The organism is Pedobacter sp. UYP1, assembly GCF_040547305.1.
In the GTDB taxonomy this organism is placed as follows: domain Bacteria; phylum Bacteroidota; class Bacteroidia; order Sphingobacteriales; family Sphingobacteriaceae; genus Pedobacter.
Map to the genome: position 1 here is coordinate 407,326 of NZ_JBEPPL010000003.1, position 26,751 is coordinate 434,076.

Consider the following 26,751-nt stretch of genomic DNA (forward strand, 5'->3'; position numbering starts at 1 on the left):
GACAGATGTAATCAAGCTTGATCCCGTATTTATTGGTAACACGGTCATATTCATTAAAAAATCTTATTTTTGTACAATAAAAAACCTTCACCATTTTGGCTAAAATCAAAAAGAATTCCCATAAAATCCTTTATAGAAAGTATTCTTCTAATATTAAATATATTATGATGGTGCTGACTGTACTTATCATTACGTTCTTTTTACCTAAACAACCGCGTTTCAGGTATGAATTTCAGAAGGGTAAAGTTTGGTTGAACAAAGACCTGGTCTCTCCGTTTAGCTTCGCTATTTTGAAGACTAATCCGCAGGTTACCACAGATAAACAGGACGCATTAGAGAACGTTCTTCCTATTTACCGGTACAGTCCCGAGCTATATACGGCAGTTGAAGAAGCTTATAGCAATGAGTTTGATGTAAAATGGCGTGGAAATGCTTTTCCTGAAGAAGAAAAAACACCGAATAAAATAGCTTCACTCAAATTATTAAAAAGCATTTATGAAAAGGGAATTATAGCAGTCAATCCGAAGCATCAGAAAGGCCGGAAGTATTATGATATCTCGCTGTTAAACAATAATATTTCAAAGACAATCAGTACACAGGATGTATTTACGGTACAAACTGCGCTTGATTATTTCAATACGACTTTTACCTCGACTAAAGTCAAAGAAAAAGAGGTAGTGATGAATCTGGTGGAGGATCATTTACAACCAAACATTGTTTTTGATGAGAAGTTGACTGTAATTGTACAGAATAACACGATAAATAGCCTTTCTACAACCCGTGGAATGGTTCAAAAAGGAGAATTGATTATTGCAAAAAATAATGTAATCGATGATGAAGTATTTCAGAAGCTTCAATCTTTCAAAGAAACCTATGAGGCGCAAACCAAGACTATCGGAGACAGCAAGTTAGTTTACCTCGGCCAGATCTTACTGGTAGGTTTTATCCTGAGCTTACTGATGGTTTTCCTTTCCATGTTCAGAAAAGATATTTTTAGTGATAACAGGCAGTTATCATTGTTATTATTGATCATTACCATGTTGCTGCTTGCACTAACCTGGTCTATCAAGCTTAACCTGCCTAGTCTTTATTACATCCCGTTCTGTATCGTTCCGATCATCATCAGAATCTTATTTGACACGCGCCTTGCCTTGTACCTGCATTTGCTTGTTATTTTGATAGCGGGCTTCTTTGTCCCTAATAGTTTTGAATTTGTCTTTTACCAGGTAACTGCGGGTATGGTTGCGATTTATAGTATCAGAAACCTGATCAAAAGAGAACAACTGTTATTATCTGCTTTATTCATCTTAACGGCTTATTTTATCTGTTTTGTTGGAATCGCCCTATTAAGGGATGGTTCGTTCCAGGAAATCGAGTGGATAAACTTTGTTCCTTTCATTATCAGTGTACTTTTATCTTTACTGGCTTACCCGCTGATCTATGCTTTTGAGCGCGTATTCGGGATAACTTCTGATGTTGCACTGATTGAGCTCACAAACACCAATAACAAGCTATTAAGAGAGCTTGCATTTAAAGCTCCGGGTACATTCCAGCATTCGTTACAAGTAGCGAATTTAGCCGAGGCTGCAATCTTCAAAATCGGCGGAAATTCTCTGTTGGTCAGAGCTGGTGCTTTGTATCATGATATTGGTAAGATTGAGAACCCTCAATATTTTATAGAGAATCAGAATACGACCCTGAGCCCGCATGATAAACTACCTTATGAACAAAGTGCACAGATTATCATTAAGCACGTCCATAAAGGGATTGAAATTACCAGAAGACATCAATTGCCGGAAAGTGTGATCGACTTTATCAGAACGCACCATGGAAATACACGTGTAGATTATTTTTACCAGTCCTTCCTGAAGAATTCTCCAGAGAAATTTGTGGACGAAAATATCTTCCGTTACCCTGGTCCTATCCCTTTTTCTAAAGAAACAGGGGTGTTAATGCTGGCCGATTCGGTCGAAGCAGCCTCAAGAAGTATCAAAAATCCCAACGCCCAAAACATAAATGATCTGGTTGAACGCATCATTAATTACAAATTGGAACAAAATCAATTAGATAATTGCGATTTAACGTTAAAAGATATAGAAACTATAAAGCTGATATTCAAGACGATGCTTATGAGCATCTATCATGTGCGTATAGATTACCTACAAAATGTGTAAAATATTTTTGAATTAATGATTGTATTACTATATTTGCAACCCCGGAAAACGGGTAACAAATTTAAACGGAGGGATGCCTGAGTGGCCGAAAGGAACAGTTTGCTAAACTGTCGTACTGGCAACGGTACCGAGGGTTCGAATCCCTCTTCCTCCGCCAAACATAAATGCTGCTTATCGAAGATAAGTAGCATTTTTTGGTTTAAAGACAGTTCTGCACTCCTTCAGTGCAAGGCTGGTCTTAAACCAAAAAATGCGTACGAGCGAAGCGAGCGCATTTCTGTTTGAAGCCCCCCTCCAGGGATCAGCGAGCGCAGCGAAGCTAATCCCTTTCTCAAAGGAAAAACTATATGGGAATACTGAATTTACAATTAATCTCCAAAGATCTGTTGGAGCAATACAATTATAAAAATATTTACCATGCCCGTTTTGATCACAGCGCCATGCTATAATGTCATCATACAATATAGTCTCTGTTTGCTTTTCATCAGCAGGTAACAATGGAAAAACTACTATTCCATTATATATATTAACCAAAAGATTTTTCCCGAGTATAATTGGTAGTACTTTTCATATCTGTTATTTCAGCGTGGCTTAACACAGGCGCAGCTACCAAGAGTTGCACTGGTTTTTAAAAAATTTCTACGCTCATTTGTGTTTCCGTCTTGTTGATTTTGATTGTTTCTCATAGTTTGATGCTTTATTTTAATGATAATGTAAATGCCATAATAGCACCTGAAGGATTTTCTTTCGTACCTGCTACGGATAGCGCAACATATTGTTTACCACCGGCCATATAAGTGCTGGCTGTAGCATTCGCCAAAGCTGGCAGAGTAGTCTGCCACAAAAGTTTTCCAGATAGTTTATCAAATGCCCTTAGCTGATTATCTTCGGTTCCGCTGATAAATATTAAGCCACCGGCTGTAACAATCGGTCCAGCCTTACCTTCCTGACCAGTTTCAGCTGCACCATTTACCTGCCTGGCACCGTCATTACCAAGCGGTAATTGCCATGCATAGTCACCAGTAGCCATATTGATAGCACTTAAAGTACCCCAGGGCGGTGTAATAGCAGGATTTCCACTAGGATCTTTCCAGGTTTTGTAACCGGTACTGTTTACATATTCGTTAGCTCCCGCTCCCCTGTCGTCAGGTGCAAACTGGCTAGCCGCTTTTTTTTGGGCTTCTTCAACTGAGGCATTTTTCTTTCCTTTTTTAATCGTGATCAAATCAGGTGCTTCGGTTGATTTAATGTAAAAGAGATTGGTAGCAGGATCAAAAGCAGCACCGCCCCATTCGGCTCCGCCCCTTGTACCGGGTAGTTGTACTGTCCCTTTGAGGTCTGGTGGTGAATACAATCCTTCGTAACGCATAGATCTGAATTGTTTTACCAATGCTTCATGATCAGCAGGCGAATAATTGCTTAAATCTGCTTCGGTAACAAACTGCCTTGCAAACGGTTTCGGTTTTACCGGAAATGGCTGTGTGGGTGATGCAACCTCTCCTGGCATACGGGATGCTGGAACTTTTCGTTCCTCTATAGGAAACAATGGAATACCTGTTTCCCTGTTAAATACAAAAACAAATCCTTGTTTGGTAATCTGTGCTACCGCATCAACCTGTTTACCTTCTTTTGTGATGGTGATCAGTGCCGGCGGAGCTGGCAGGTCATAATCCCACAGGTCATGATGCACAGTTTGAAAATGCCAGATGTGTTTTCCGGTGGCAGCATCCAGTGCAACAACACAATTGCCATATAGATTTGCACCACTCCTGTCCGCTCCATAAAAATCATAGGACGGTGAACCTAACGCCAGGAATACCATGCCCCGCTTACTGTCTATGCTTAAACCGGCCCAATCATTTACACCACCCACTTTTTTGTAAGCTTCTGGCGACCATGTTTCGTAACCCGGCTCACCCGGATAGGGAATGGTATGAAATGTCCATATAAGTTTCCCTGTTTCGCAGTCATATGCCCGTATAAAACCAGGCTGCGAACCATAAGTATCAGGCACACGGCATCCTAAAATGATCAGGTTTTTATAAATGCCCCCGGGTGAGGTTAGCGATACATAAAAAGCATCCAGGTTTTTATCACGCAAACCAACCTTAAGATCTACCTTACCACGGTTACCAAAACCAGGAATGAGTTTGCCCGTTCTGGCGTCCAGTGCGATCAGGTAGTTATCGGCTGACATCAGGATTCTTTTGTCATCACCATTCTCCCAGTAAGTTAAGCCTCTGTTTACTTCTCTGCCTTCTTCACCATTTAAAGGATCAAATGACCAAATCTGTTTTCCAGTGGCAGCATCTACGGCATAAGCTCCCTGATTAGCAGAAGAAGCATATAAAATACCATCAACAATAATGGGATTACATTCGCTTTTACCCGGCTCGGCACCTGATTTCTTATCCTTTAGTGTTAATGTCCATGCCGGTTGAAGCCGACTTACATTTGCTGGTGTAATTTGGGATAAGGGTGAGTAGTTGGTACTGCCTTCATTAGCTTTATATACCGACCAGGAACGGTCTGTGCTCAACTGCGCATAACTGCTATTGAAAATGAATAATGTAGTCAGAAAGACTAAAATTTCAAGTTTTTGTGTTTTTTTATTTTGCATATTTAAGATTTAGATGGTTGATGCGTCAATTACATAGCGGTACCGTGCCTGCTTGTTTACTACTTTATCCCAGGCGTCATTGATTTCTGAGGCTTTGATGATTTCTATTTCCGGATAGATTTTATTTTCGGCACACAGGTCCATCACTTCCTGCGTTTCAGGAATGCCACCAATCAACGAGGCGTTAAAGTTTACCCGGCTTAAAAAAAACTTGGCGTTATCAATCTTAAATTCACCATTGATAGGCTGACCAACCTGCGTAAAGTGTCCGTAAGGTTTCACGCAAAATGCATAATCTGAAAGCGAATAGGCATAAGGGATAGTAGAGATCATATAGTCCAGAGTGCCTGCATAAGGTTTCAGTTTATCCAATGTATCTACAACGATCACTTCCTTTGCGCCGAATGATAAGATATCCTGACGTTTATTTTCACTGGTGGTAAAGGCATAAACCTGTGCGCCTTTGTTTACTGCCAGCTTGATCGCTAAATGGCCTAAACCGCCGATACCTGCAACGCCAATCTTATCGCCTTTCTGAAAGTTGGCCTTCATTAAAGGAGAGTAGGTAGTAATCCCTGCACATAATAATGGCGCTGCATTTTGCAAGCTGATGCTTTCCGGGATTTTAATGGCAAAGTATTCTTTCACTACCAGGTTGTTTGAATAACCGCCTTGGGTAATCCCGCATGGTGAGGTTTTATCCGGCGTGCCATAGGTACCTACCATCCCTGTAGTTTCGCAGTGGTGCTCTTCACCGTTTTTACAACTGCTACATTCCATACAGCTGTCTACCATACAACCCACACCTGCTTTATCCCCTACCTTGAATTTGGTTACATTTTTACCAATAGCAGATACAATACCAGCAATCTCATGGCCAGGAACCTGCGGATAAACCTGCTCGCCCCAGTGGCCGCGTATAGTATGAATATCTGAGTGACAGATTCCAGAGAATTTAATATCGATCAGGATGTCGTTGTCGCCTAAAGAACGGCGCTCAAAATTCCACAAAGTCAATTTGCTTGATTTATCATGGCCTGCGTAGCCCTTGCTAGTTATATTTTCCATAAGCGGTGTTTTTTGATTGTTTTCAGCTAATAAGGTAACCGGCCTTGCCAACACGATACCCGCACCTAATGTGGCTGATTGATAAAGAAATCTCCTTCTGGAAGTATCGTCCTTTTGCATTTTCTGTTTTTATAGTTATCTGTAAGTATTTATTGAGTTATTGGGCCAGTACCCTACCATCTACAACCAGTGTTTGTCCGGTTACGTAACTTGCCGCGTCGCTGCTTAACCACAGAACGGCAGCCGCAATCTCCTCTGGCTTTCCAAGTCTTCCCATTGGTGTTGATTTGGTGAATGAAGCCAGCAGATCTTTATCACCGCCATACCCCGGGCGGCACCTGTAATCCAGACAACAAAATTTTGAAACTCATACTTAACCTGTGTATTCACAGATAGATTTTGAAGGTGATTTATTGATCATTATTTCCAGACATTTCCGGTTTGATCTCAATAGCGATAGGTTCCGTTTCAATCAGTTCAAGCGATTTGACCATCTTTAAAGTGTCATTCTTATACTTCAGAAAATGCGGCGCTTTTAAATGTGCCTGGTAAGCATTTTCGCTGGCATAAATTTCAAGCACGGTAACTTGTGCAGGATGGGCTTTATCGTACACCGCCTGTAATGCCAGGACGCCAGGCTCTGCCCTTACAGCAGTTTTAGCATGCTCCGCGAGTGCAGCATTATAGGCTTCCACGTACTCCGGATAAATCTCCAATCTGGCAATGCGCACTTTTCTATCGCTCTGCTGTGCAGTAGCTTGATGATGACTTGCCATAAGGATGGTGATGCAAATCATTAAAACTGTACTAATTGAGTTCCTCTTTTTCATCTGATGTTGATTATTATTTTTTGGATGAGATTATCTTTTTCAGTTCCGCTCTGGCAATGTCTCCCTGCTTTTTACTTACAGTGTACTCGATAAGCCCGAAAGTATCTGCCAGTTGTTTTTCGGTGATCCCGGTGTTCATACCCATTCCAATATGTGCCTGTAGCTGTGATTCAACACCTGTTAACGCAGCCAGGGTAGAAATAGTAATGAGCTCCCTTTGCTGAAAGGTCAATAGATCACGGCTAAATATATCCGCAAACAAATGCTCCTTCAAAAAAGTATCGATCAAGGGTACAAACCCGTTAGCTCCTCTTTTGGGGCCTGTTTCTTTTACACCGGTGAGGGCCTTTAGGTTTTTCTTGCATGTTTCATACTTATCCGAAGTGGCAACTGGTGATGCACAAGGGCCTTCCTGATCTGTCATCCCTTCTGCCTTACGCTTATCCAAAACAACTATAAAAGCATTAATTGCGTTCAGGCTGCGCGGAAAACCGCAATATGCATAGAGATGTACCAGTTCTTCTTTGATCTGGTTGACGGTAAGGCCCGCATTCAGTCCTTTGTTAAGTGCTATGTCTAGTTTTTCGATATTGCCGGTGGCAGTTAAGGCAGAAATTACAACCATACTTTGTTGTTGTAAGGTTAGTGACAGACCATCTGCTTGTGTTTGTGCATTCATAGATTGTACATTGATAATTAAAATGAAAAAGAGTAACAATTTGACTGATCGTTTGCTGCCCATCATAGGGTTACTTATTTACGTCTGCGTATTCCTGTTCAGAAACAGGTTTTAACCAGACTACATTCTGATCATCTTTATAGTTGGTGATGGCAATATGTACTAACTTGTGTTGTGCATCAGCACCATGCCAGTGTTCTACATTTTCGGGAATATTTACTACATCACCTTTTTTCAGACGCTGCGCAGGCTTGCCTTTTTCCTGGTAAAAGCCTTGTCCTTCGCTTACGATCAGGACTTGTCCTTTAGGATGGGTATGCCATATTGTTCTCGCACCTGGCTTAAAAGTAACACTGCCAAGTGCAAACTCATTGTTATTATCCCTGCCTACTAAAGGGTGTATAAATGCTGCTCCTGTAAAGTAACCGGCTGGTGCCGCCTCTCCTTTATTGAAGAGCTCGTTGTCTTCGGTTGTTGCCATGTTGCTTGATTTTTGATCGTTTGTGTTAATGTTGCAGGCTGAGATCATGGTTATGATACCTGCTGAAAAACATAATACAAATGATTTAATACTTGATCTCATAATACATCTTGTTAATTATTGTGATTAGACGGTAAAGCCTCCATCTACAACCAGGTTGTGGCCCACCACCATACTTGCGGCGTCACTGCACAAAAACAGCACAGTACTTGCTATCTCTTCCGGGCGACCTAAACGGCCGGCTGGCACCATTGCCAGCATACTGTCCAATGCCTCTTGCTGGCCAGCGGCAATCATCTGATCTGACATCGCTGTTTGAAAAAGCCCGGGACTAACACTATTGATCCTGATACCACGGCCTGCATATTCTACTGCAGCACTTATGGTTAACCCTATCACACCATGTTTAGCGCCATGATAAACACCGCGCTGCGCACCAGCCCGGATGCCACCAATGGAAGAGCAGTTTACGATAGCGCCACTTCCTTGTTTAACCATTTGCTGCAATTCATATTTCATACTGCTCCAAATACCCCGGTAGTTAATCCCGTTAACACGTTCAAAATCTTCTAATGTTTGGTCTGCTGCTTCCGCCAATTCATTTTGTACACCCGCATTATTGTAGGCATAATCAAGACTGCCGAACGCGTCAACGGTTTTTTCTACCATTTCTTTCACCTGTTTGTCGTCAGAAACATCGCATTTGATAGCCAGTGTTCGATATCCGATCGCCTTCAGTTGATCTGCTGCATTCTGAACACTTTTTTCATCCCAATCCGCTAAAACAACCGCCGCACCTGCTTCTGCGAATGCCTTTGCGGTTGCCAATCCTAATCCTGAAGCTGCACCCGTAACTAGTGCCACTTTTCCTTCCATTGTTTTCATGTCTTTGATAATTATGTTATTATTAAACAAAGGTCAGGCCGCTACTGCTTAAATTACTTAGACAGAATACAGGTTCTCTTACCATTTTTACAGGTTTATAATTAATTATTGTATGTGGGCTGCATTTACTATTAAATTTGATTGAGTATTTAAATAAACGGCTATGGAAAATATATTGCAGATAGATCAGGTGAGCAGGCATGATGCATTTTATCATCAGGAGAATTTGCACCCTTTGGTAAGTATCATCAATTTTGAGGGGACTTACCCTGAAGTTTATGCTTCAAGAATGACATTTGGTTTTTATGCGGTTTATCTGAAGGATGTCCGCTGTGGAGATATCAAATATGGCCGTGACACCTATGACTATCAGGACCGGACATTGGTTTTCGTTGCACCGGGACAGGTGATTAATGTGAGCATTGATCAGGATTATAAGCCTCAGGGTTTTGCGCTGTTATTTCATCCTGACCTGATCCGTGGCACCCCTCTGGGCAAACACATGGATGATTATACTTTTTTCTCTTATGAATCACGTGATGCGCTGCATCTTTCAGAAAAAGAAAGAAAGATTGTACTGGATTGCTTTGATAAGATCAGATACGAATTAGAACAGGGAACTGATAAGCATAGCAAAACGCTGATCTCGGCCAATATTGAGCTATTTTTGAATTATTGCGTCCGGTTCTATGACCGGCAGTTTATTACCCGAAGCGAAGTAAACAAAAGTAACATCGAGCGCTTCGAAAATTTGCTAAACGCCTATTTCCGCTCCGAAAAACCGCAAACTATAGGTTTACCAGCTGTAAACTATTGCGCAGAACAACTGCATCTTTCTCCTAACTATTTCGGGGATATGGTCAAAAAAGAAACCGGCAAAACTGCGTCTGAATATATTCAATTGAAAATAATGGATTTGGCTAAAGAAAGAATATTGGATGTTAACAGATCAATTAGTGAAATTGCTTACGAACTGGGGTTTAAATATCCTGCGCATTTTACCCGCGCATTTAAGAAAAGTACCGGTATTACCCCTAACGATTACAGGTCAATTAATTGACAATGCTTTTATAGCCCCCCTATATCCCACACCATAAAATATGGTTAATAAAGTTTATAGGGGATAAATCGTTAAAACAAAAATGATAAACATACTGCCAGGATATTATTTACTCAAATATACTTTAGCTATCTCACAAGAATTTTAGTAATCATAAAAACTATCGGTTCATGAATAGTAAAAGGTGTTCAAATTTCTATTCCTTTAGATTTTGAACAAATAATTTAGAATTTGATTAAGCATAAATTATCAGGAATAAAGATCTTACTCCTGATAATCAATTATATATAGTAACTCTTTACTTCAAGAGATCAGAAAAAAAGTTTGGGTAATCAGTTATGATCCCATCCACTTTCAGCTTTTTCATCCGCTGCATATCAGTCATTTCATTAACTGTCCACGGAACTACCAGCATCCCTTTCTTATGGCAGGAATCAATTAGTTCCGGAGTAACCATGCCATAATAAGGGTTATAAAAATCAGGGTTGAATCCCATAGCAGAAAGATTTTCAGCCATACTAACTTTACGATCACCAGTTAAAAGCCCCACAGGAATTTCAGGATATTTTTGATGCATTACTTTTAACGGACGTATATCAAAAGATTGGATGATAAACCTTTTACTTATATCCCTGGTATTGATTACAGCCATCATCTTATCTACCAAAATCTCAGGGACAGGCTGTTCAAAACCATCGGTCAACGGATTTGATTTAATTTCTATCAAATAATTAACTCCGGGAAGTTTATTGGTTTTGGTATACATTTCTACAGAATCAATCAATTCACTAAGAAGAGGTGTATAACACGTCACTTGCTTTTGTTGTGGGAAAGATGAATTTTTTTTCTCACCGATGATAAACTTGCGGATATCTGCATAATTCATTTGGTAAAAGGTATACTGCTTACGGTCCCCTTCAGTAAATTCTTTACCGCCCGGCAAAAGCGTATATTCAGGATTAAACGAGTTATCATGGTATACGATGACCTGCCCATCTTTCGTGATATGTATATCAATTTCTATCGTATTGCAACCCAGATCAATTGCTTTTTTCATCGCTTGAATAGTATTCTCAGGCATCAGACCACGTGTTCCGCGATGGCCTACAGTATAAAATACGCCCGGTTTCAATCGGGGTACAGTAGTTTTCATACTCATAAACACCAGAACAGCACCCATTGCAACAGATAAAAACAAAGCAGATTTCAGATTTTTTAATTTTCTCATATTTTTGATTTGACCAGAAAGAAACAATATAAACATTTCAACTAAAAACAATTTTACACCTTCTTCCTTCGCCGCAAAAATAATCAGCACTGGGCTATATGTAGTAGAATTGACATTAATATATTATTATCATCGCATTAAAACCCAGGTACCTCTTCACAAAAATTACTATCCATTTCTTTAATTATCTTTGTCTTAAATAAATAACCAACCTTGGAAGAAACGACAGGATTACTGGATAAGATCAGGCATCACGATAAATTGTCGATCGCCCTGAATGAAAATTGTAAAATACCTTTACCTGCGGACGTTATGCGCATATTGCGTAAACCGCACCGGCTTTCCTATTATTATTTCCAATACCTGGAAAAGGGTTCCGAAACATTTAAGACCGATTTAAAAGAATTTACCATTAACGATGGTGAAATGGCCTTCGGATTACCCAACCAAATCTTTACCAAGTTACCCTATGATGTAAACATGCGGCAGTATGCCCTTTCTTTTGATGAGCACACATTGACACTGCTGCCAGGCTCTTATCAATTCCTTGTTAACCCTTTCAATGCCAATACCATTGCCTTTGATCAGCCCGCACAACAACGGGTAAAAAATCTGCTATCTGGATTGTTTCAGCTCCTTCATACTCCCGGAAAACAAAGAAAAGCCGAGATCATCCTGGCGCACCTGCATACGCTGCTGACAGAGTTCAATACTGCTTATTTTGAGCAATATCAAAGCCATGAAATCATTGCCGGTTCCAAACTAGCAAAATATATAGCCTTTAAACTGGCGGTAGAAACCCAGTTAACTGAGCACCATGATGTACAGCATATTGCAGACGGGTTAGCCTTAACATCTAACACCCTTTATGGCATTGTAAAAGAATTTGGAGGTGTTTCTCCTAAAGAATGGATCACAAACCGGCTCATGCTCGAAGCACAGCGGAAACTGCAATACTCCAATATTTCGGTCAAAGAACTGGCTTATGAATTAGGGTTTAACGATCCTGGTTATTTTTCCCGTCTTTTCAAAAAGAGCACTGGCAAAAGCGTTAGCAACTACCTGGCTGAATTGCAGGATTTGTCCCACAATTAAAAAGATTCGTCCCTGTTGCCCATCTTTTTGACGCATACTTTTGCTCATCAAAAGAAAGCAAAATGAAAGCAGCATTAATAACAGGAGCAAACAAAGGTATTGGCTTTGAAGTAGCAAAAATACTTGCTCAAAAAGGATTCTTAGTTTATTTAGGCAGTCGAAACCTGGACAGCGGCCTGGCAGCAGTTGAAAAACTAAAATCTGAAGGAATTACAAATGTAGAAGCTATCGAACTGGATGTAACCAGTCAGGAATCTATCCATGCCGCCCGCAAAACAATTAGTGAGAAATCAGAAGTTTTGGATGTGCTCGTTAATAACGCAGGTATCTCTGGCGGATTTCCGCAATCAGCACTCAATGCGACTATAGCTCAATTTAAAAAAGTGTTTGAAACAAACGTCTTTGGTGTGATCGGCGTTACACAAGCGTTTATTGAACTGCTGAAAAAATCATCCGAACCACGCATTGTAAATGTAAGTTCTGCTATGGCCTCGCTAACTTTAGCAGCCGACACTTCTTCACCAGGTTACGACAACAAAATGGCGGTATACCAGTCCAGTAAAACAGCGCTTAATATGTATACGGTTAACCTGGCTTATGAACTTCGTCATACCCCATTTAAAGTCAACGCAGTTTGCCCGGGATGGACTAAAACCGATTTCACCAGCCAACAAGGAACAAGTACTGCAGAAGAAGCAGGACAACGTATTGCCAGGTATGCACTAATTGGTCAGGACGGGCCTACCGGAAAATATTTCAGTGAAGAATATTTCCCGGAATCAAGCTGTCCGTGGTAAAATCATTTATTAATTGAAGCTTGAGTACGGATTATCTGGCAATTATTTCATTGTCCTCAGGTAATACTTGCTCAAGCTTTTTAAAGGTAAAGCCAGCAGTAATGCCATGTATGGCAATAGAAATGAGTATAATGAAAGCTATAATTGACCAAAGCGCATCCTGACCTTTAAAAAAGGTAGTTCCAAAAGCAAAAGCCAGGTAATAAATAGATCCTATTCCACGAATACCGTAGAAACTGATAACCAGTTTCTCCTGAATTTTGAGTTTTGTGCCGATCAGACCGATCAGCCCGGACAATGGGCGGATGATAAAGATAAAGACAATCCCAAATGCCGCCATAGGCCAGGTCAGACTGTTCATGACTCCACGTACCAGGCTTCCTCCAAAAAGAATCAGCATGATAGCAACCAGGATTCTTTCAATCTGATCTGAAAATGCATGCAAACGGTTATAATATTTATGATCTCTTTTGTAAGCTCTCAGTGTGATTGCAGCAACAAATACGGCAATAAATCCATATCCATGAATAATTTCAGTCGCACCGTATACGAGCAGCGTTGCTGCGACGGAGACAAAGCCATCCTGAGTAACGAAAGTTTCATATTTCTCAGCGAGTGTAAAAAGTATATAACCTAAAAATTTACCCAGTAAAAATCCGCAAAGTATGCCGGCAACAATCTGGTAAAGTACATGTTTTAATGCCCATGTAACCAAAAATGAAGTGTCACCTTTTGAGGTCATGGCCAGCGCAATGGCAAGCCATACAAACGGAAATGCCATCCCATCATTAAAACCAGCTTCGGCAGTGAGAGAAAACTTAGCATTGTCACGGTCCTGCTCATTGGGGTCACCTACCTGTACGTCTGTAGCCAGTACGGGATCTGTAGGCGCAAGCACAGCAGCAAGCAGTATAGAAGTAGGTAGCGGCATTTTAAAATAATAGATTCCTATAATTACAACTGCTGCTATGCAAAGAAACATAGTAATAGTAATCAGTCTGAACGGGATTATCCATGTCCTGAATGAAAATTTCTGGTCAATTTTCAGCCCCGTGCACATCAGTGAAACAATAAGTACCAGTTCTGTGAGATGCAGCGTAAATTCACCATGCGTCCTTGGGTTTGGAGCTGGTAGGAAATCAAAAACACTGTAAAGCAACATGCCGATCAAAAGGTAAACAATAGAATAGGATATCCTGGTTTTGGCAGTAAAGGAAGGCATCCAGGCCATTCCAAGAATTCCTACTCCTATGATTGTAAGTATAACCAGATATTGCTCCATTCTTTTTTATAATTTACAAGAGACAACAGTGAACTTTAAGGATTGTTGGGAGAAACCGGGCGGATGTTACTTAATTATTGATAAAGCTTTCCCTCAGCCCAGTATCCCTGGAAGGTACTGCTGTCTGTATCTTCATTTATCACCTTATTATTCAGGTGAAATTTACATTATTTTCAGCAATGCAGAGATAGATGAATCTAAGTAATAGCTAGACAAATCGAGGTACAATAAAACCTTGTTTAGTATTTTAATTTCACTAAACAGCAGGCTGAAATACAAAGATTAATTTCAACTTCAATATAAAATTCATTATTTTTAGTTGATCATACTAAATTTCAAACCTATGAAAACGATTAAATTCTTCGCTTTTTTAGCATTAACACTTACAGTTTCTTTTAACGTGTTTTCGCAAGACAAACCGGGACAGGTATACCTGATACGTTCTACAGGTTATACAGGCTCTGCAGTTAACTACAGAATATACATCGATGACAAATTAGTTTGCAAACTAAAAAATAAATCTTTCTCTATACATGACATCGGCAATGGCGAACATACTGTTAGCGTGGTTAGCGGAGGAATATCGAACGGAAAAAAATCTGCGCCCTTAAAGATAACGGTAGCGGAGGGCAAAGTAAACTATATCAGTGTTGTCAGCACCCAAAGCGGTTACGCAAACAAAATAACCTGCCAGGAAATTACCCAAAACTCAGCTGATCCGCTGCTGGCAAAAGCTACCCAGAATAAAAGTTGCCTGACGGAAAAATAAAGCTTGTTACTGACTTTCCTCTAACTCAGTGATTGTCGGAATTCTTTTGGCGAGAGATTGGTTTTGGATTTAAACAGCTTACTAAAGGACTGAGAATGCTCAAATCCCAATTCATAAGCGATCTCGCTTACAGACATCGCAGTGCCGGCTAGTTTTTCCTTTGCCTTTTCTATCAGTTTTTCGTGTATATGCTGTTGCGTATTCAGGCCAGTGGTCACTTTCAGTAAAGTGCTTAAATAATCCGGGGAAAGATTAAGCTGCCCCGCAATGTATTGAACGGCAGGTAATCCCTTGGTCATCGCATTGCTGCTGAAATGCTGATCCAGTAAAGCTTCCAGTTGATTAAGAACTTTGTGATTTGCAATTCTGCGGGTAATAAACTGACGGTGATAAAAACGTTGTGAATAATTCAGCAGCACTTCTATTTGAGAAATGATAATTTGCTGGCTGAATGTATCAATATTAGCATGATACTCTTGCTGAATGTTTTGGATAACACCCGAAATTACAGCCTCTTCTTTTTCTGAAAGAAATAAGGCTTCATGAACGGTATAGCTAAAATATTCATATTTCTTTATGGTACTTGCCAGCGTAAAGTTCCATAAAAAGTCAGGATGGATCAATAACATCCATCCTGACTTATCCGGGGCATCCTGAATTACTTCAATCCTGAAAACTTGTCCCGGAGCAATAAAAAACATTGCACCTTCGTCAAAATCATAGTCCTGCTGACCATATTTGAATTTGGCTTTCATATTTTTCTTCAAGGCAATGAAATAGAAATCATATACCCAGCTTATATTGTTGTTATCGGGTGAATTTTTCATGGCCGCATAGTCCACCAGGCTGATTAATGGATGCTCAGGTTGATGCAGCCCTCTGAGCCGGTGATATTCGCTGATGGATTTTATACGTTGAATTTGTTGGTTAGCCATGTTCAAATAGTCAATATTACAAACTAAGAAAAAAAATCTGAGAGGAAGGTATTACCATGGCATTTCGCCCTCTTCCCCAAAGAATTTACCCGAAGTGCCCGGTAGTTGCTGGGTAGCCAGGTCTACGATAACTTTAGCACCCTGTTCTACTTTTTTTGCTGTTTGATGAAAACCATTCAAATCAGTAGCGGTATAACCAGGGGTAACACTATTTACGCGGACATTTGTACCACTAAGCTCATGGGCCAACGCGATAGTGAAAGCATTAAGAGCAGTTTTAGAAGAACCATAAGCATGATAATTATCCCAATTAGCCCTCCTTCCGGCTGCGGTCTGCATAGTCAAAGATCCCACCTCACTAGAAACGTTCACAATAGAAGGTGCTTCAGATTTCCTGAGCAAAGGAAGAAACTGCTGGGTTGTCTGGACGACACCAAAGTAATTAGTCTCAAATATCTCCCTTAAGCTATTCATGTCACATTGAGAAATATTCTGGGGCTGAACGCCTGCAATACCAGCATTGTTAATCAATATATCCAATGCTGGCAACTTATCTGCTAATCGTGCTTTTACCTGAATAACAGAATTCAGCGCTGTAACATCAAGCTCGACAGCTTCTACGTTAGCTAAGCCTTCAGCCCTCAATTCCTCTTCTGCTTTCAGTCCGTTACTTTTACTTCTGCTACCCAGGTAAACAAAATATCCCAGCTTCAGAAGTTGCCTTGCTGTTTCCAGGCCAATACCTTTATTGGCTCCGGTGATCAAAACTGTTTTCATCGTAATTAATTTAATCTTTGATTCTTATAGCTGCAAATCTCCCGCTTTGCCGAATCGCAATTGTAGGCTAATCCTTAAATATTGTAGCCAAAACCTGAATGAGAACGAAAGGGAATGATCACATCAATTTCCAGGGTCCCAGAACTTAATTGCGGGTCATTGGAAATAATGTACTCCAGATCATCACTGCAATCCACATTTAAAACAATACAAATCGCTTCCTGATTCATACAGTACCCATAGCTAACCAGCTTTCCTGGCTGTCTCTTGTAATATTCGAGATGATTATTTAAACCTGAACAAGGTAAGTACGAGCTTAACAGCTGGCAATCAGATTTAAGCGTCATCATAACCAGATGACTGTTCCTGTAATAATTATCATCCATATAAGCCAGTTTACTAATGTTTCTGTCCGTAAACCAATAGTGAGGCTTTGGTCAGCGTAGCGAAATGCAAATTAAAGCCTACGAATGCCGGAGTCGCATTTGTATCCAGTTCCAATTTGTTTCCCAAAGCATGAACAGTGATCAGATAACGATGTGCGGGGCCGTCTGGTGGAGCCGCACCCGCATAACCGGGAGTACCCATATCAGTATTGCTTTGCACAGCGCCTTCAGGGAGTAATTTTTTCGCCGGGTTTCCCGCATCCGATTGGAGTTCATGCACATTGCCAGGGATATTGAAAACTACCCAATGCCAGAAACCACTACCAGTTGGAGCATCAAGGTCATAAACCGTCACTGCAAAGCTCTGGGCTTCTTTTGGGGCATTCTTCCAGTAAAGCTGGGGCGATTGGTTTTCGCCAGAGAAACCCATACCGTTAATATACTGCTTGTTTGTCAATTGCCCTCCAAGCTCATTACTCTTCAAAGTAAATGTTAGCTCCGGGGCATTGCTGCTAGTTGCAGCAGCTGTTGTTAATGTTACCATAGTCTTCTTGATTGATATTTGAATGTGATTCAAAGGTATAGTGAAGAAGATCGGCAGAAGATAGGGTTACGTTCAAAAAGTGTTGCTAAACGTTCAATTTGATAACTGGTATTGTTTAGGCGTTATTCCGTGAACCTGTTTAAAAGATTGGATGAAACTCGACAGATTCTCATACCCTAGTTCAAAGTATATTTCGCTTGCCTTGCATTCACCTTGTTTAAGCATTTGAGCTGCTTTCTCCATCCTCTTTTCCAGCAGCCATTTATTTGGCGAGGTGCCATGAAGTTTAGCAAAGCGCCGTTTAAAGGTTGATAAGCTCATGTAACATAAAAAGGCAAGCTCCTCAACGGTCACAGGGTTATAAATATTAGCTGTAATCGCTTCACGGATCAATAAGTCGTCATCGGCTTCATTACTAAAATTGCGAAGTTTCTGAATTCTCTCTGGATAATGCTCGGTTAGATAAAGCAGCAATTCTTCCAGTTTTACCTTTCGCATTTCGATGGATGAAGGTTGAGCAGAGGCCAGCATAAAACCAAGCGACTCAATGAAGTTGATCAGAAATTCATCTTTCTCAAAGACAAGGAAAGGTTCTTCATTATTTTTTTTAGCCGGAGTCCGCAGTGCCTGTGGATGACGGATAAAGAAATCTGCCAATAGCTTATTGTCGAAGAAAAATAAGATACTCCTATAACGACCACCAGTTGCCGGGATCTTCCCACTCATCAGGCAATTGCCTGAAGAAAGCAACAAAAACTGATTCGGATTTATTTTTACTTGTGTCTCCGCATACTGAACACTTTTTTGGCCTTCCAGCAAAAAGCTGAATAAGTTTTGCCGCAATTTAATCCTGGAGTTAACACTCGTTATCTCCGAATTATAACCCATGATTGAAACAGGATCAATCACATTTTGTGTACCAGCAGCATGAAGATCAGCAGATATTATAGATTTCTTCATAGGATAAGATCAAGCAAATGTATAAAATTAACTATAATTTCAGTCCCACTATAATAAGCTTCAGACCGTATTATGTCTGCTTCCAAAAGCTTTTATATTAAGGGGGCTATCAAGACACTATCTTCGGCATAAAAATTAATCAAACTCAGTATCAAATGAAAGCAATAGTACTTCATCAACAAATGAAATTCAGATTGCTCTTATTGTGTTCAGTTGGTTTTATAACGCAGACTGCTTTTTGTCAGACCACTGTCGACACCACCTACATCGAAACATACCCCCAGGAAATATCAATATCAAGTTTTCTTTCTAATAATTTTATAGAAATAAACGAAAGCAACGAAATATACAGACCGAATAATTTATTGAAACTAGGTTTAGGGGTCTCCGTAAAAAACACCGTTTTAAATTTTAGATATGATTTTGGTATTGCTCAGGTAGGTGGCAAAGACCATGGAAAAACTGAATCAATCGATTTCCAGATTCACCGTTATGGAAGGCGCCTGATGCTGGATCTTTTTTTCTTGCGCTATAAAGGCTTCTATCAGGGTATTAAAGAAATAAAACTTCATCCCAATTTATCAGTACAACAAATAGGTGCAGAAGGTTCTTATCTGTTCAATAGCAGTCAATTTTCAGCAAAAGCAGCATTTGAACAGCGTGAGAAACAACTTAAATCTGCTGGTAGTTTCATATTGGGGGGAAGTACGTATTTATACAAAATAAAATCGGATAAGAATTTACTGGCAACCGGCAATAACTATATTTCCAACTTTCAATTAGGTATGAATGCAGGTTATGCCTATTCCTGGGTTTTGAATAATCACTGGCTCTTATCTGGTATGGCAAAAGGAGGAATTAATCTTGGAAATGAGCCAGAATTGTTGAAAGATGGAAAAATAAAGGCTTATCCTACAGGTTTTGCCCGTGGCTCGGCAGCATATCACCGGTCTGATTGGGCTGTTTCTTTTTTAATGCTCGTCAATAATAAGTCTTTATTTCCTTCAAAGGATAATAAACTTGACTTAACGTCTGCAAACTTTGAGCTCTCTTATGTGAAACACTTTGATAACTTTTTAAAAAAGAAGAAGAAAAGATAATTAACTATAACTCCTCTGTAGCCCCTTCAGCAGTGTTAGTTATTTAACCTTTTTTGTATGTATAACGCGCCTGTTCACCTTATTATTGCGCATGGAAAAATATAGTCAAAAAACGTTGTTTTGATGCATTTCACCTCATATTTTTGGTTCTCTACCCGCTCTCAAACCCCATCTTATGATACCTCAAAACAAAGTCAGCACAGTAAAAAACAGAAAGACCTATGTAGCCTTTTTTCAGGAAATCGATAGTTCAGATTTTATGGACGCAGGAGGTAAAGGTGCCAATCTGGGCGAACTGTCCGGAATCAAAGACATACAGGTTCCTGAAGGTTTTTGTGTAACCACCAAAGCGTATAAAATAGCAGTTGAAAACAATCAGGAATTCAACAGCTTACTGGATGAACTGGCAGGTTTTAAGGCAGAAGACAGGAGAAATATCAGCGAAATCAGTGCGAAGATACGGGTGGCAATTGAAAGCACCCCCATCGCTAAAGATATAATAGAAGAGGTTGTAGGTTGTCTTTCAAAGTTTGAAGAAAAAGATGCCTTTGCTGTAAGGTCCAGCGCTACAGCAGAAGACCTGCCAGCTGCATCCTTTGCAGGACAGCAGGATACCTATTTAAATGTGATCGGGACTCAAGTAATTCTAAAGCATATTAGTAAATGCTGGGCTTCCCTATTTACGGAGCGGGCAATAATTTACCGCCTTCAAAATGGCTTTGATCACCGTAAACTCTACCTTTCTGTGGTTATCCAGAAAATGGTGTTTCCGCAAGTGGCAGGAATTTTGTTTACTGCCGATCCCCTTACCGGTCATAGAAAAACGTTGTCTATTGATGCAAGCTTCGGACTTGGTGAAGCCATGGTTTCCGGATTAGTGAATACAGATCTTTATAAGGTATATGGCAGCAGAATTATCGATAAGAAGATATCTTCTAAAAAATTGGGTATTTATGCTTTAAAAGATGGTGGTACGAAAGAACAGCAAATTGAGCCAGAGTTACAATATAGCCAGGCACTTACGGATGAGCAGATTTTACGACTTGCAGGTATAGGAAGAAAGATAGAAGCGCATTTCGGCGTTGCTCAGGATATCGAATGGTGTTTAGCTGAGGATACCTTTTATATCGTCCAAAGCCGTCCAATCACTACTTTATATCCGGTTCCTGAAGTGAACGATCAGGAAAATCACGTCTATGTATCTGTGGGTCATCAACAAATGATGACTGATGCCATGAAACCATTGGGTATATCTTTATGGCAATTAACAGCTGCCAGACCTATGTATAAAGCTGGCGGAAGATTATTTGTTGATTTAACAGCCAATCTGGCTTCACCTGCGAGCAGAAAGATGATCATAGAGGTGATGGGAGAACACGATCCGCTCATCAAAGATGCACTTTTAGTACTCCTGGCGCGGCAGGATTTTATAAAAATGACACCTGATGACAATCAAGAATTAACTCAAATTCCAAGTAGTACAGGCAAATCTTCGGCAGATATTCTGGCTCAAATCGAAGATAATCCTGCAATCATCTCCGAGCTGATTAAGCGTAGTGAGGAATCGATCGCAGTATTAAAACATCATATTCAAACGAAGTCAGGACCAGACTTATTTGATTTTATCCTGGAAGATGGTCAGCAGTCCAGGACGACCCTGTTTGATCCGCAAAATATGAATGCAATTATGGCTTCCATAAGTGCTTCAACATGGATCAATGAAAACATGAAGAAATGGTTAGGTGAAAAAAATGCGGCAGACCTGCTTTCTCAATCTGCACCCAACAATATTACTTCAGAAATGGGTCTGGAGTTATTGGATGTTGCAGATGTAATCCGTCCATATCCAGAAGTAATTCATTATTTACAACAGGTAAAAGAGGATAGCTTTCTGAATGATCTGACTCAACTCCATGGTGGAAAACAAGCTCAGGATGCTATTTATGCTTATCTCGATAAATATGGAATGCGGTGTGCCGGGGAAATCGATATTACTCAAATACGCTGGAGCGAAAAACCAGCTATACTGATCCCCATGATTCTGAGTAATATCCAAAATTTTAAACCAAATGCCCGCAATCAGAAGTTTGACCAGGGAAGTTACCAGGCATTGAAAAAGCAAGAAGAGTTATTGGACCGGTTGGAGCAATTACCAGATGGTGCGCAAAAAGCGCGGGAGACCGAACAAATGATCAGCCTGCTCCGGAATTTCGCCGGTTACCGTGAATATCCAAAATACGGAATAGTTAATCGTTTCTTTGTCTATAAGCAAGCTTTACTGAAGGAAGCTGAAAAACTTGTACAAGCTCGTGTTATTCATGAAAAAGAAGATATCTATTACCTTACTTTCCAGGAGCTCCACAAAGTTGTACGCACACATAAACTGGATTACCGGCTCATCAGCAAAGCAAAAGAACAATATAGATTTGAGGAGAAACTAACGCCACCACGCGTGATTACCTCTGACGGAGAAATCATTACGGGTAAATACAAAAGAGAAAATCTCCCTGCCGGAGCCATCGCCGGGCTGGCCGTTTCCTCTGGAATTATAGAAGGACGGGCACGTGTTATCTTAAAAATGGAAGATGCTGAGCTGGAAGATGGAGACATATTGGTCACCTCATTTACTGATCCCGGATGGACTGCATTGTTTGTATCCATCAAAGGTTTGGTCACTGAAGTTGGCGGGTTAATGACCCATGGAGCAGTCATCGCACGTGAATATGGCTTACCAGCTGTTGTCGGAGCAGCGCATGCGACCAGTCTGATCAAAGACGGACAAAGAATCCGGGTAAATGGAACAGATGGCTATATTGAAATACTATAGATCGTCCTATTAACCCGCTGTTTTTGTAACAATTATGCTTAATAAGATCACTCAGCTGCACTCTTTTTATTCTAGAAGATAAATACCGTAACTTTTAAAATCTCCTGAATGAAGAAGAAAGAATATAACCAGCTATAAACCTCATATGAATCAAACCACTCAGATCACAGCTCATAAAGTTGAGTATCTTTCTTCGTTAACGGCCTTACGTGGAATTGCAGCATTACTGGTCGCAGTGTTTCATTTTGAAATGGCTGTTGCCCGGTTCGTTCCTGCTGCACAGTCCATGTTTTTCGAAAAATGCTACCTGATGGTAGATCTGTTCTTTATCATGAGTGGTTTTATCATGCTGCATGTATACAACAGCCAATTTAAAGATAAGATCCAGGCAAAATCGCTGAAAAACTTTCTTGTTGCCAGGTTTGCCAGAATTTATCCGCTGCACCTGTTTTCACTCTTGCTGCTTGTAGTCCTTGTGCGCTGGCTTACCAATTGGGGTAATCCTCCTATTATCCTTGAACAACCAGCTGACATTTTACCGAATATTTTCCTGCTCCATTCCTTTGGCTTTACAAAGATCTATAATTGGAATATCCCTTCCTGGAGCATCAGTGCCGAATGGGCTGCTTACCTCCTTTTTCCAATTATTACCTTATGTATTCATAAGAAAAAAACCATTTCTGTTATCCTTTTAATCTTGCTTATAGTATTTGCATACTACTCCATTATGTACTTACTTCCACGAAAAAACCCTATAAATCCTGCTATCCCAGTCCCTCATAACCTGAATACAACTTTTGATTATGGATATATCCGGGGAATTGCTGGATTTACAACTGGTATTCTTGTCTACCTGCTTTATGAATTGCGCGCTGTCAGAAAAGCTTTGTCCCATGATGTAGCTGCGGTGCTTATAATTTTCGCAATCATTATCTCTATGCACTTTGCACTTAATGATAGTCTCACAGTCTTGTTGTTTGCAGTGCTTGTACTTAGCTTTACAGCCAATACTGGTCAAATAGCACAGTTCTGTAACCGGAAAATCCCGCAATTCCTGGGAGACATTTCTTATTCAGTTTATCTCATGCAGATCTTTCTGCAAGAACCATTTTCACATGGCATTTATTTGCCTGGGATTACAGGAATAGGAAGAGGTAAACAGAATATTGATTTTTCAAGCGGAGTTTTATACTGCATAACCTATCTGATCCTGCTCATTATGATCTCTTATATTACCTATCAATGGGTGGAACGTCCCAGCCGGAGATTTATAAATCGTATTTGGGGGAAATAAATATTTCCCCCTTGCCCAGCGTTTGCTTCCCTGCTTTCGTATTTACTATAGAACCATTCAAATGAATGGCCATATACTAAATATGAAAGCCTTAATCAAAACACTAAAAAAGACCTTCCCTATTGATAAATTTTTCTTCCATAGATCTTATTCACAAGAAGGAGAAGATATGATCTACAGATCATGTTTTGAAAACAGGAAACACTATAAAGGATTTTATATTGATGTGGGCGCGCACCACCCTTATCGTTTTTCAAACACCGTACATTTTTATCAAAATGGCTGGCGTGGAATAAACATTGAACCTACTCCTGGTGCACTCAAGCTATTTAACCTATTTCGCCGCCGGGATATTAATCTTAATATCGGTATCGATAGCACCCCAGGTATACTTCCATTTTACTGTTTTAATGAACCTGCATTGAATAGTTTTGATAAAGAAATATCAACTAGCAGGGCTGCATCAAATTCGAAATATAAGATTACCAACGTGATCAATATTAAGACTATGTCACTTGAACAGGTTTTGGCAACTCATTTACCCGAAGGACAGACTATAGACTTTTTAAACATAGATGCAGAAGGCTTTGATCTTGAAGTATTAAAATCAAATAACTGGAATAAATATATACCGTTGTTTATCATGGTGGAGACAGGAATAGATATTCAAAACCTGGCGGGGTCTGAAATATATAACTACCTTTCAACAAGAAATTATGAATTGGTTGCTAAAACAAACCGGACCTCATTCTTTAAATTAAGGCCTGCCTGATCAGGGTAAATCACTGATCAGGAACATTATCTTCTAAATTGATAGCGAAGCCCAAGCTGGAAAGAACCGCTATACTGCTGATAGCCTCCTAATTTATTGCTAACCTTATAAGGTGTGAGATTTCTTAAATACTTACCTTCAATATAAAACTGATGGAAACGAACACTTATCCCACCGGTGATACCCAGATTTACCTTATTTACTTTAGTATAATTCAAGGTAGAATCTACGGCGCTGTGGCGGGCGGAGTCCAGATATTTAGTAGAAGGCAACTGAGCTTTGTAGCGTTCAGACTGGATATTAATTTTTGACTGGCTCAGTGGAAAACTGATTACTGGGCCGGCATTGATGCTAATCTTATTTGAAAGCCTGTATTCAAGAGTTAAAGGCACATTTAAAACCATCAGCTTCCTATTATCCGATATCTTATAAGTTGATACAGTATCCCGGAGATACCCACTAGGTTTAGTGATATAACTTCCTGAAAGTGCAGTTGATGTGTTTAATCGGATACCCACATTCAATAACAAATTTGTTTTAATGCTATATGCACCGAAAACTCCAACATACAGGCCGTTATTTTTACCCGTGTTCCATCCACTTTCCAGTCCAAAATTATAATCTGGAGTAGTCATGACCTCTTTTATTCCCGGGTTACGGCTAACTTTTGTCTTTTTCGATGATACAACTTTAGCCGCCGGATTCCCGACATTGACAGCAGGACTAAGTATTGCTTTTCCACCACTCACTTTATCTCCACCTGCTACGTTCTCCCTATTAGTTATTTTCTCCTTATTACCAGCTTTCTCTTTATTAGTTGCTTTCTCCTTTTTAATTGCTTTCTCTTCATCATCAGTTATTGTCTCTCTGGCTGATGTTCTGTTTCCCTCTTTGCCCTGTTGTACACTTTCTATAGCTGATGTTGTAGCCCCTTTAGCTAATCCAATATTTGGCGATACTATATTTTCACTGTTACCGGGCTGTTTTTTTATCGCATAATTTTCAACCTGAATATTTTCTGTTTTTGAACCTGCATCCTGCTTTACCTCAAAAGATTGTTTATTAAGCTCATTGGCTTCAGGCTTAACACCCTTCAAGTCTCCTGATAAACTATTAACTGATAGAACACGAGCGCTATCGGTATCCTTGTTTATCAAAGAATCAGCAAAAACAGGAAGATCTTTGCTATTTACAGTATCAATAAGCAGATGAGCTTGTGGTTTCTTCAGAGCTACAACATTTTCGGGCTTGATCACCACTGGTGATACAAGGTAAGTGGTTACACCAATTGCTGCTGCAACAGGAAGCGCATAGCCAAGCAAAGAAATAAGTTTAGCAGTAAATGGCTTTGTTGCCACAGTATTGCCACCATTGCTTCCATTCCCATGACTTCCACCGCTATTATTACCCGTATTACTAACAGGCATTTGCGCATCCAGCATATCTTTCATACCCGCCCACGCAGAACCAGCATCTTCTTTTACAGGAAGTTTGGATAGCTTTTTAAGCCAAAGTTTATAATACCAAGCTGAATTTCTCATATGATCTTGTTATTATTTTCAGTGGGTTGATTCATCTGTCTATTTGGAGAGGTGAGCATTTCTCTAAGCATTTTTTTCCCCTCAGACAGATGCCACCTGGAAGTACTTTCCCTGATATTTAACTGTTCACTAATTTCTCCATGCGAATATCCTTCAATTACCGATAGATTGAAAACAAGCCTTGTTGCATCAGGTAACAGGCGAATGCACTTTAAAAGGTCTTCTGCGTAAAGTTTATCCAGTACAGCCGGAGGCATAAAAACATCTTCCGCTTCTTCTAAAACATTGACATCTTTACTAAATTTAATTTCCTTTCGTCCAAGATCAATACAGGTTCTTACTATAATTGTTCTGATCCAGCCACCTAATTCCCCTTTTTTTTCATTAAATGTACTGATATGCTGAAATACTTTTAAAAACCCAGCATTTAGCGCTTCCTTAGCCAGCTCATCAGATTTCAGGTAGCGGTAACACAAACGCAGCATATCAGCATAGAAAAGTTTATACAACCTCTCCTGATCAGCGCGTTTGTTAGCTTTACAACCTTCAATCAGCTTAGAATGTTGCTTAGCAAATAGGTTCATTAAAATAATTTAGTAATCTCACATCTATACGTTTCAATAGCACTACGCAGCAAAATGGTTAAA

The 26,751-nt window shown here is 40.0% G+C and carries 26 protein-coding genes and 1 tRNA gene; 10 read left to right on the forward strand and 17 right to left on the reverse strand.

Annotation, left to right across the window (positions count from 1 at the left end):
• Positions 1 to 95 precede the first annotated feature (95 nt).
• Complete coding sequence (locus ABIB30_RS09605) at positions 96 to 2,174, forward strand: HD family phosphohydrolase (protein WP_354301444.1); 2,079 nt, start codon at positions 96 to 98, stop codon at positions 2,172 to 2,174.
• Positions 2,175 to 2,241: 67 nt separating this feature from the next.
• Positions 2,242 to 2,331: transfer RNA gene (locus ABIB30_RS09610), tRNA-Ser, on the forward strand.
• Between the two features lie 14 nt (positions 2,332 to 2,345).
• On the opposite strand, the gene ABIB30_RS09615 is transcribed toward ABIB30_RS09610, so the two are convergent.
• The 8 genes from ABIB30_RS09615 to ABIB30_RS09650 all read right to left on the reverse strand — a co-directional run bounded on the left by ABIB30_RS09615 (position 2,346) and on the right by ABIB30_RS09650 (position 8,737).
• Positions 2,346 to 2,708: a hypothetical protein gene (locus ABIB30_RS09615; RefSeq protein ID WP_354301445.1), complete on the reverse strand. Its 363-nt coding sequence runs from the start codon at positions 2,706 to 2,708 to the stop codon at positions 2,346 to 2,348.
• 163 nt (positions 2,709 to 2,871) lie between these two features.
• Positions 2,872 to 4,794 (reverse strand): pyrroloquinoline quinone-dependent dehydrogenase, encoded by a 1,923-nt coding sequence (locus ABIB30_RS09620; protein WP_354301447.1) that lies wholly within the window; start codon positions 4,792 to 4,794, stop codon positions 2,872 to 2,874.
• A 9-nt stretch (positions 4,795 to 4,803) separates the two neighbouring features.
• Positions 4,804 to 5,982, reverse strand: coding sequence for an NAD(P)-dependent alcohol dehydrogenase (locus ABIB30_RS09625; protein WP_354301448.1), 1,179 nt, complete (start codon positions 5,980 to 5,982; stop codon positions 4,804 to 4,806).
• A 37-nt stretch (positions 5,983 to 6,019) separates the two neighbouring features.
• The gene (locus ABIB30_RS09630) at positions 6,020 to 6,211 is read right to left on the reverse strand and encodes an SDR family oxidoreductase (protein WP_354301627.1); all 192 of its coding nucleotides are present in this window, start codon (positions 6,209 to 6,211) and stop codon (positions 6,020 to 6,022) included.
• Positions 6,212 to 6,272: 61 nt separating this feature from the next.
• Entirely contained in the window at positions 6,273 to 6,692 is a 420-nt protein-coding gene (locus tag ABIB30_RS09635; RefSeq protein ID WP_354301450.1) for a putative quinol monooxygenase, read from the reverse strand.
• Positions 6,693 to 6,705: 13 nt separating this feature from the next.
• The gene (locus ABIB30_RS09640) at positions 6,706 to 7,371 is read right to left on the reverse strand and encodes a carboxymuconolactone decarboxylase family protein (protein ID WP_354301452.1); all 666 of its coding nucleotides are present in this window, start codon (positions 7,369 to 7,371) and stop codon (positions 6,706 to 6,708) included.
• Positions 7,372 to 7,441: 70 nt separating this feature from the next.
• Positions 7,442 to 7,852, reverse strand: a complete 411-nt coding sequence (locus ABIB30_RS09645; RefSeq protein WP_354301454.1) for a (R)-mandelonitrile lyase — start codon at positions 7,850 to 7,852, stop codon at positions 7,442 to 7,444.
• A gap of 126 nt (positions 7,853 to 7,978) precedes the next feature.
• Positions 7,979 to 8,737: a glucose 1-dehydrogenase gene (locus ABIB30_RS09650; RefSeq protein WP_354301456.1), complete on the reverse strand. Its 759-nt coding sequence runs from the start codon at positions 8,735 to 8,737 to the stop codon at positions 7,979 to 7,981.
• A 163-nt stretch (positions 8,738 to 8,900) separates the two neighbouring features.
• Between ABIB30_RS09650 and ABIB30_RS09655 the strand changes: the two genes are divergently transcribed.
• Entirely contained in the window at positions 8,901 to 9,797 is an 897-nt protein-coding gene (locus tag ABIB30_RS09655; RefSeq protein WP_354301458.1) for a helix-turn-helix domain-containing protein, read from the forward strand.
• 298 nt (positions 9,798 to 10,095) lie between these two features.
• Here the strand turns inward: ABIB30_RS09655 and ABIB30_RS09660 are convergent, their stop codons facing one another.
• Positions 10,096 to 11,025, reverse strand: coding sequence for a glycerophosphodiester phosphodiesterase family protein (locus tag ABIB30_RS09660; protein WP_354301460.1), 930 nt, complete (start codon positions 11,023 to 11,025; stop codon positions 10,096 to 10,098).
• A gap of 213 nt (positions 11,026 to 11,238) precedes the next feature.
• Here ABIB30_RS09660 and ABIB30_RS09665 point away from each other — a divergent pair, with 213 nt between their 5' ends.
• Both ABIB30_RS09665 and ABIB30_RS09670 read left to right on the forward strand, forming a co-directional pair.
• Entirely contained in the window at positions 11,239 to 12,120 is an 882-nt protein-coding gene (locus ABIB30_RS09665) for a helix-turn-helix domain-containing protein (RefSeq protein ID WP_354301462.1), read from the forward strand.
• A gap of 62 nt (positions 12,121 to 12,182) precedes the next feature.
• The gene (locus ABIB30_RS09670) at positions 12,183 to 12,917 is read left to right on the forward strand and encodes an SDR family oxidoreductase (protein ID WP_354301464.1); all 735 of its coding nucleotides are present in this window, start codon (positions 12,183 to 12,185) and stop codon (positions 12,915 to 12,917) included.
• A gap of 31 nt (positions 12,918 to 12,948) precedes the next feature.
• Here ABIB30_RS09670 and ABIB30_RS09675 read toward each other — a convergent pair whose 3' ends face one another.
• Positions 12,949 to 14,199: a cation:proton antiporter gene (locus ABIB30_RS09675; RefSeq protein ID WP_354301466.1), complete on the reverse strand. Its 1,251-nt coding sequence runs from the start codon at positions 14,197 to 14,199 to the stop codon at positions 12,949 to 12,951.
• A 343-nt stretch (positions 14,200 to 14,542) separates the two neighbouring features.
• Here ABIB30_RS09675 and ABIB30_RS09680 point away from each other — a divergent pair, with 343 nt between their 5' ends.
• Entirely contained in the window at positions 14,543 to 14,968 is a 426-nt protein-coding gene (locus tag ABIB30_RS09680) for a hypothetical protein (RefSeq protein WP_354301467.1), read from the forward strand.
• Positions 14,969 to 14,988: 20 nt separating this feature from the next.
• Here ABIB30_RS09680 and ABIB30_RS09685 read toward each other — a convergent pair whose 3' ends face one another.
• The 5 genes from ABIB30_RS09685 to ABIB30_RS09705 form a co-directional block, all read right to left on the reverse strand.
• A complete protein-coding gene (locus ABIB30_RS09685) occupies positions 14,989 to 15,903 on the reverse strand; it encodes a helix-turn-helix domain-containing protein (protein ID WP_354301469.1) in 915 nt (304 codons plus the stop codon).
• A 51-nt stretch (positions 15,904 to 15,954) separates the two neighbouring features.
• Positions 15,955 to 16,680 (reverse strand): SDR family NAD(P)-dependent oxidoreductase, encoded by a 726-nt coding sequence (locus ABIB30_RS09690; protein WP_354301471.1) that lies wholly within the window; start codon positions 16,678 to 16,680, stop codon positions 15,955 to 15,957.
• Positions 16,681 to 16,754: 74 nt separating this feature from the next.
• The gene (locus ABIB30_RS09695; RefSeq protein WP_354301472.1) at positions 16,755 to 17,066 is read right to left on the reverse strand and encodes a hypothetical protein; all 312 of its coding nucleotides are present in this window, start codon (positions 17,064 to 17,066) and stop codon (positions 16,755 to 16,757) included.
• 13 nt (positions 17,067 to 17,079) lie between these two features.
• A complete protein-coding gene (locus tag ABIB30_RS09700) occupies positions 17,080 to 17,610 on the reverse strand; it encodes a YbhB/YbcL family Raf kinase inhibitor-like protein (RefSeq protein WP_354301474.1) in 531 nt (176 codons plus the stop codon).
• Positions 17,611 to 17,703: 93 nt separating this feature from the next.
• On the reverse strand, positions 17,704 to 18,570 hold the full coding sequence (locus ABIB30_RS09705; protein ID WP_354301476.1) for a helix-turn-helix domain-containing protein: 867 nt from the start codon (positions 18,568 to 18,570) through the stop codon (positions 17,704 to 17,706).
• A gap of 155 nt (positions 18,571 to 18,725) precedes the next feature.
• Between ABIB30_RS09705 and ABIB30_RS09710 the strand changes: the two genes are divergently transcribed.
• The 4 genes from ABIB30_RS09710 to ABIB30_RS09725 all read left to right on the forward strand — a co-directional run bounded on the left by ABIB30_RS09710 (position 18,726) and on the right by ABIB30_RS09725 (position 24,563).
• Positions 18,726 to 19,670, forward strand: coding sequence for a DUF4421 family protein (locus tag ABIB30_RS09710; protein WP_354301478.1), 945 nt, complete (start codon positions 18,726 to 18,728; stop codon positions 19,668 to 19,670).
• A 175-nt stretch (positions 19,671 to 19,845) separates the two neighbouring features.
• Complete coding sequence (gene ppsA / locus ABIB30_RS09715) at positions 19,846 to 22,497, forward strand: phosphoenolpyruvate synthase (RefSeq protein WP_354301480.1); 2,652 nt, start codon at positions 19,846 to 19,848, stop codon at positions 22,495 to 22,497.
• A gap of 145 nt (positions 22,498 to 22,642) precedes the next feature.
• Positions 22,643 to 23,791: an acyltransferase family protein gene (locus ABIB30_RS09720; protein ID WP_354301482.1), complete on the forward strand. Its 1,149-nt coding sequence runs from the start codon at positions 22,643 to 22,645 to the stop codon at positions 23,789 to 23,791.
• An 82-nt stretch (positions 23,792 to 23,873) separates the two neighbouring features.
• Positions 23,874 to 24,563, forward strand: a complete 690-nt coding sequence (locus ABIB30_RS09725) for an FkbM family methyltransferase (RefSeq protein ID WP_354301484.1) — start codon at positions 23,874 to 23,876, stop codon at positions 24,561 to 24,563.
• Positions 24,564 to 24,589: 26 nt separating this feature from the next.
• Here the strand turns inward: ABIB30_RS09725 and ABIB30_RS09730 are convergent, their stop codons facing one another.
• Together ABIB30_RS09730 and ABIB30_RS09735 are read right to left on the reverse strand one after the other, a co-directional pair.
• Entirely contained in the window at positions 24,590 to 26,104 is a 1,515-nt protein-coding gene (locus tag ABIB30_RS09730) for an outer membrane beta-barrel protein (RefSeq protein WP_354301486.1), read from the reverse strand.
• Positions 26,101 to 26,688 carry an RNA polymerase sigma factor gene (locus ABIB30_RS09735; RefSeq protein ID WP_354301487.1) on the reverse strand — a complete coding sequence of 196 codons (588 nt, stop codon included), beginning with the start codon at positions 26,686 to 26,688 and terminating at the stop codon, positions 26,101 to 26,103. Before ABIB30_RS09735 ends, ABIB30_RS09730 begins: the two co-directional genes overlap by 4 nt.
• Positions 26,689 to 26,751: the final 63 nt, after the last annotated feature.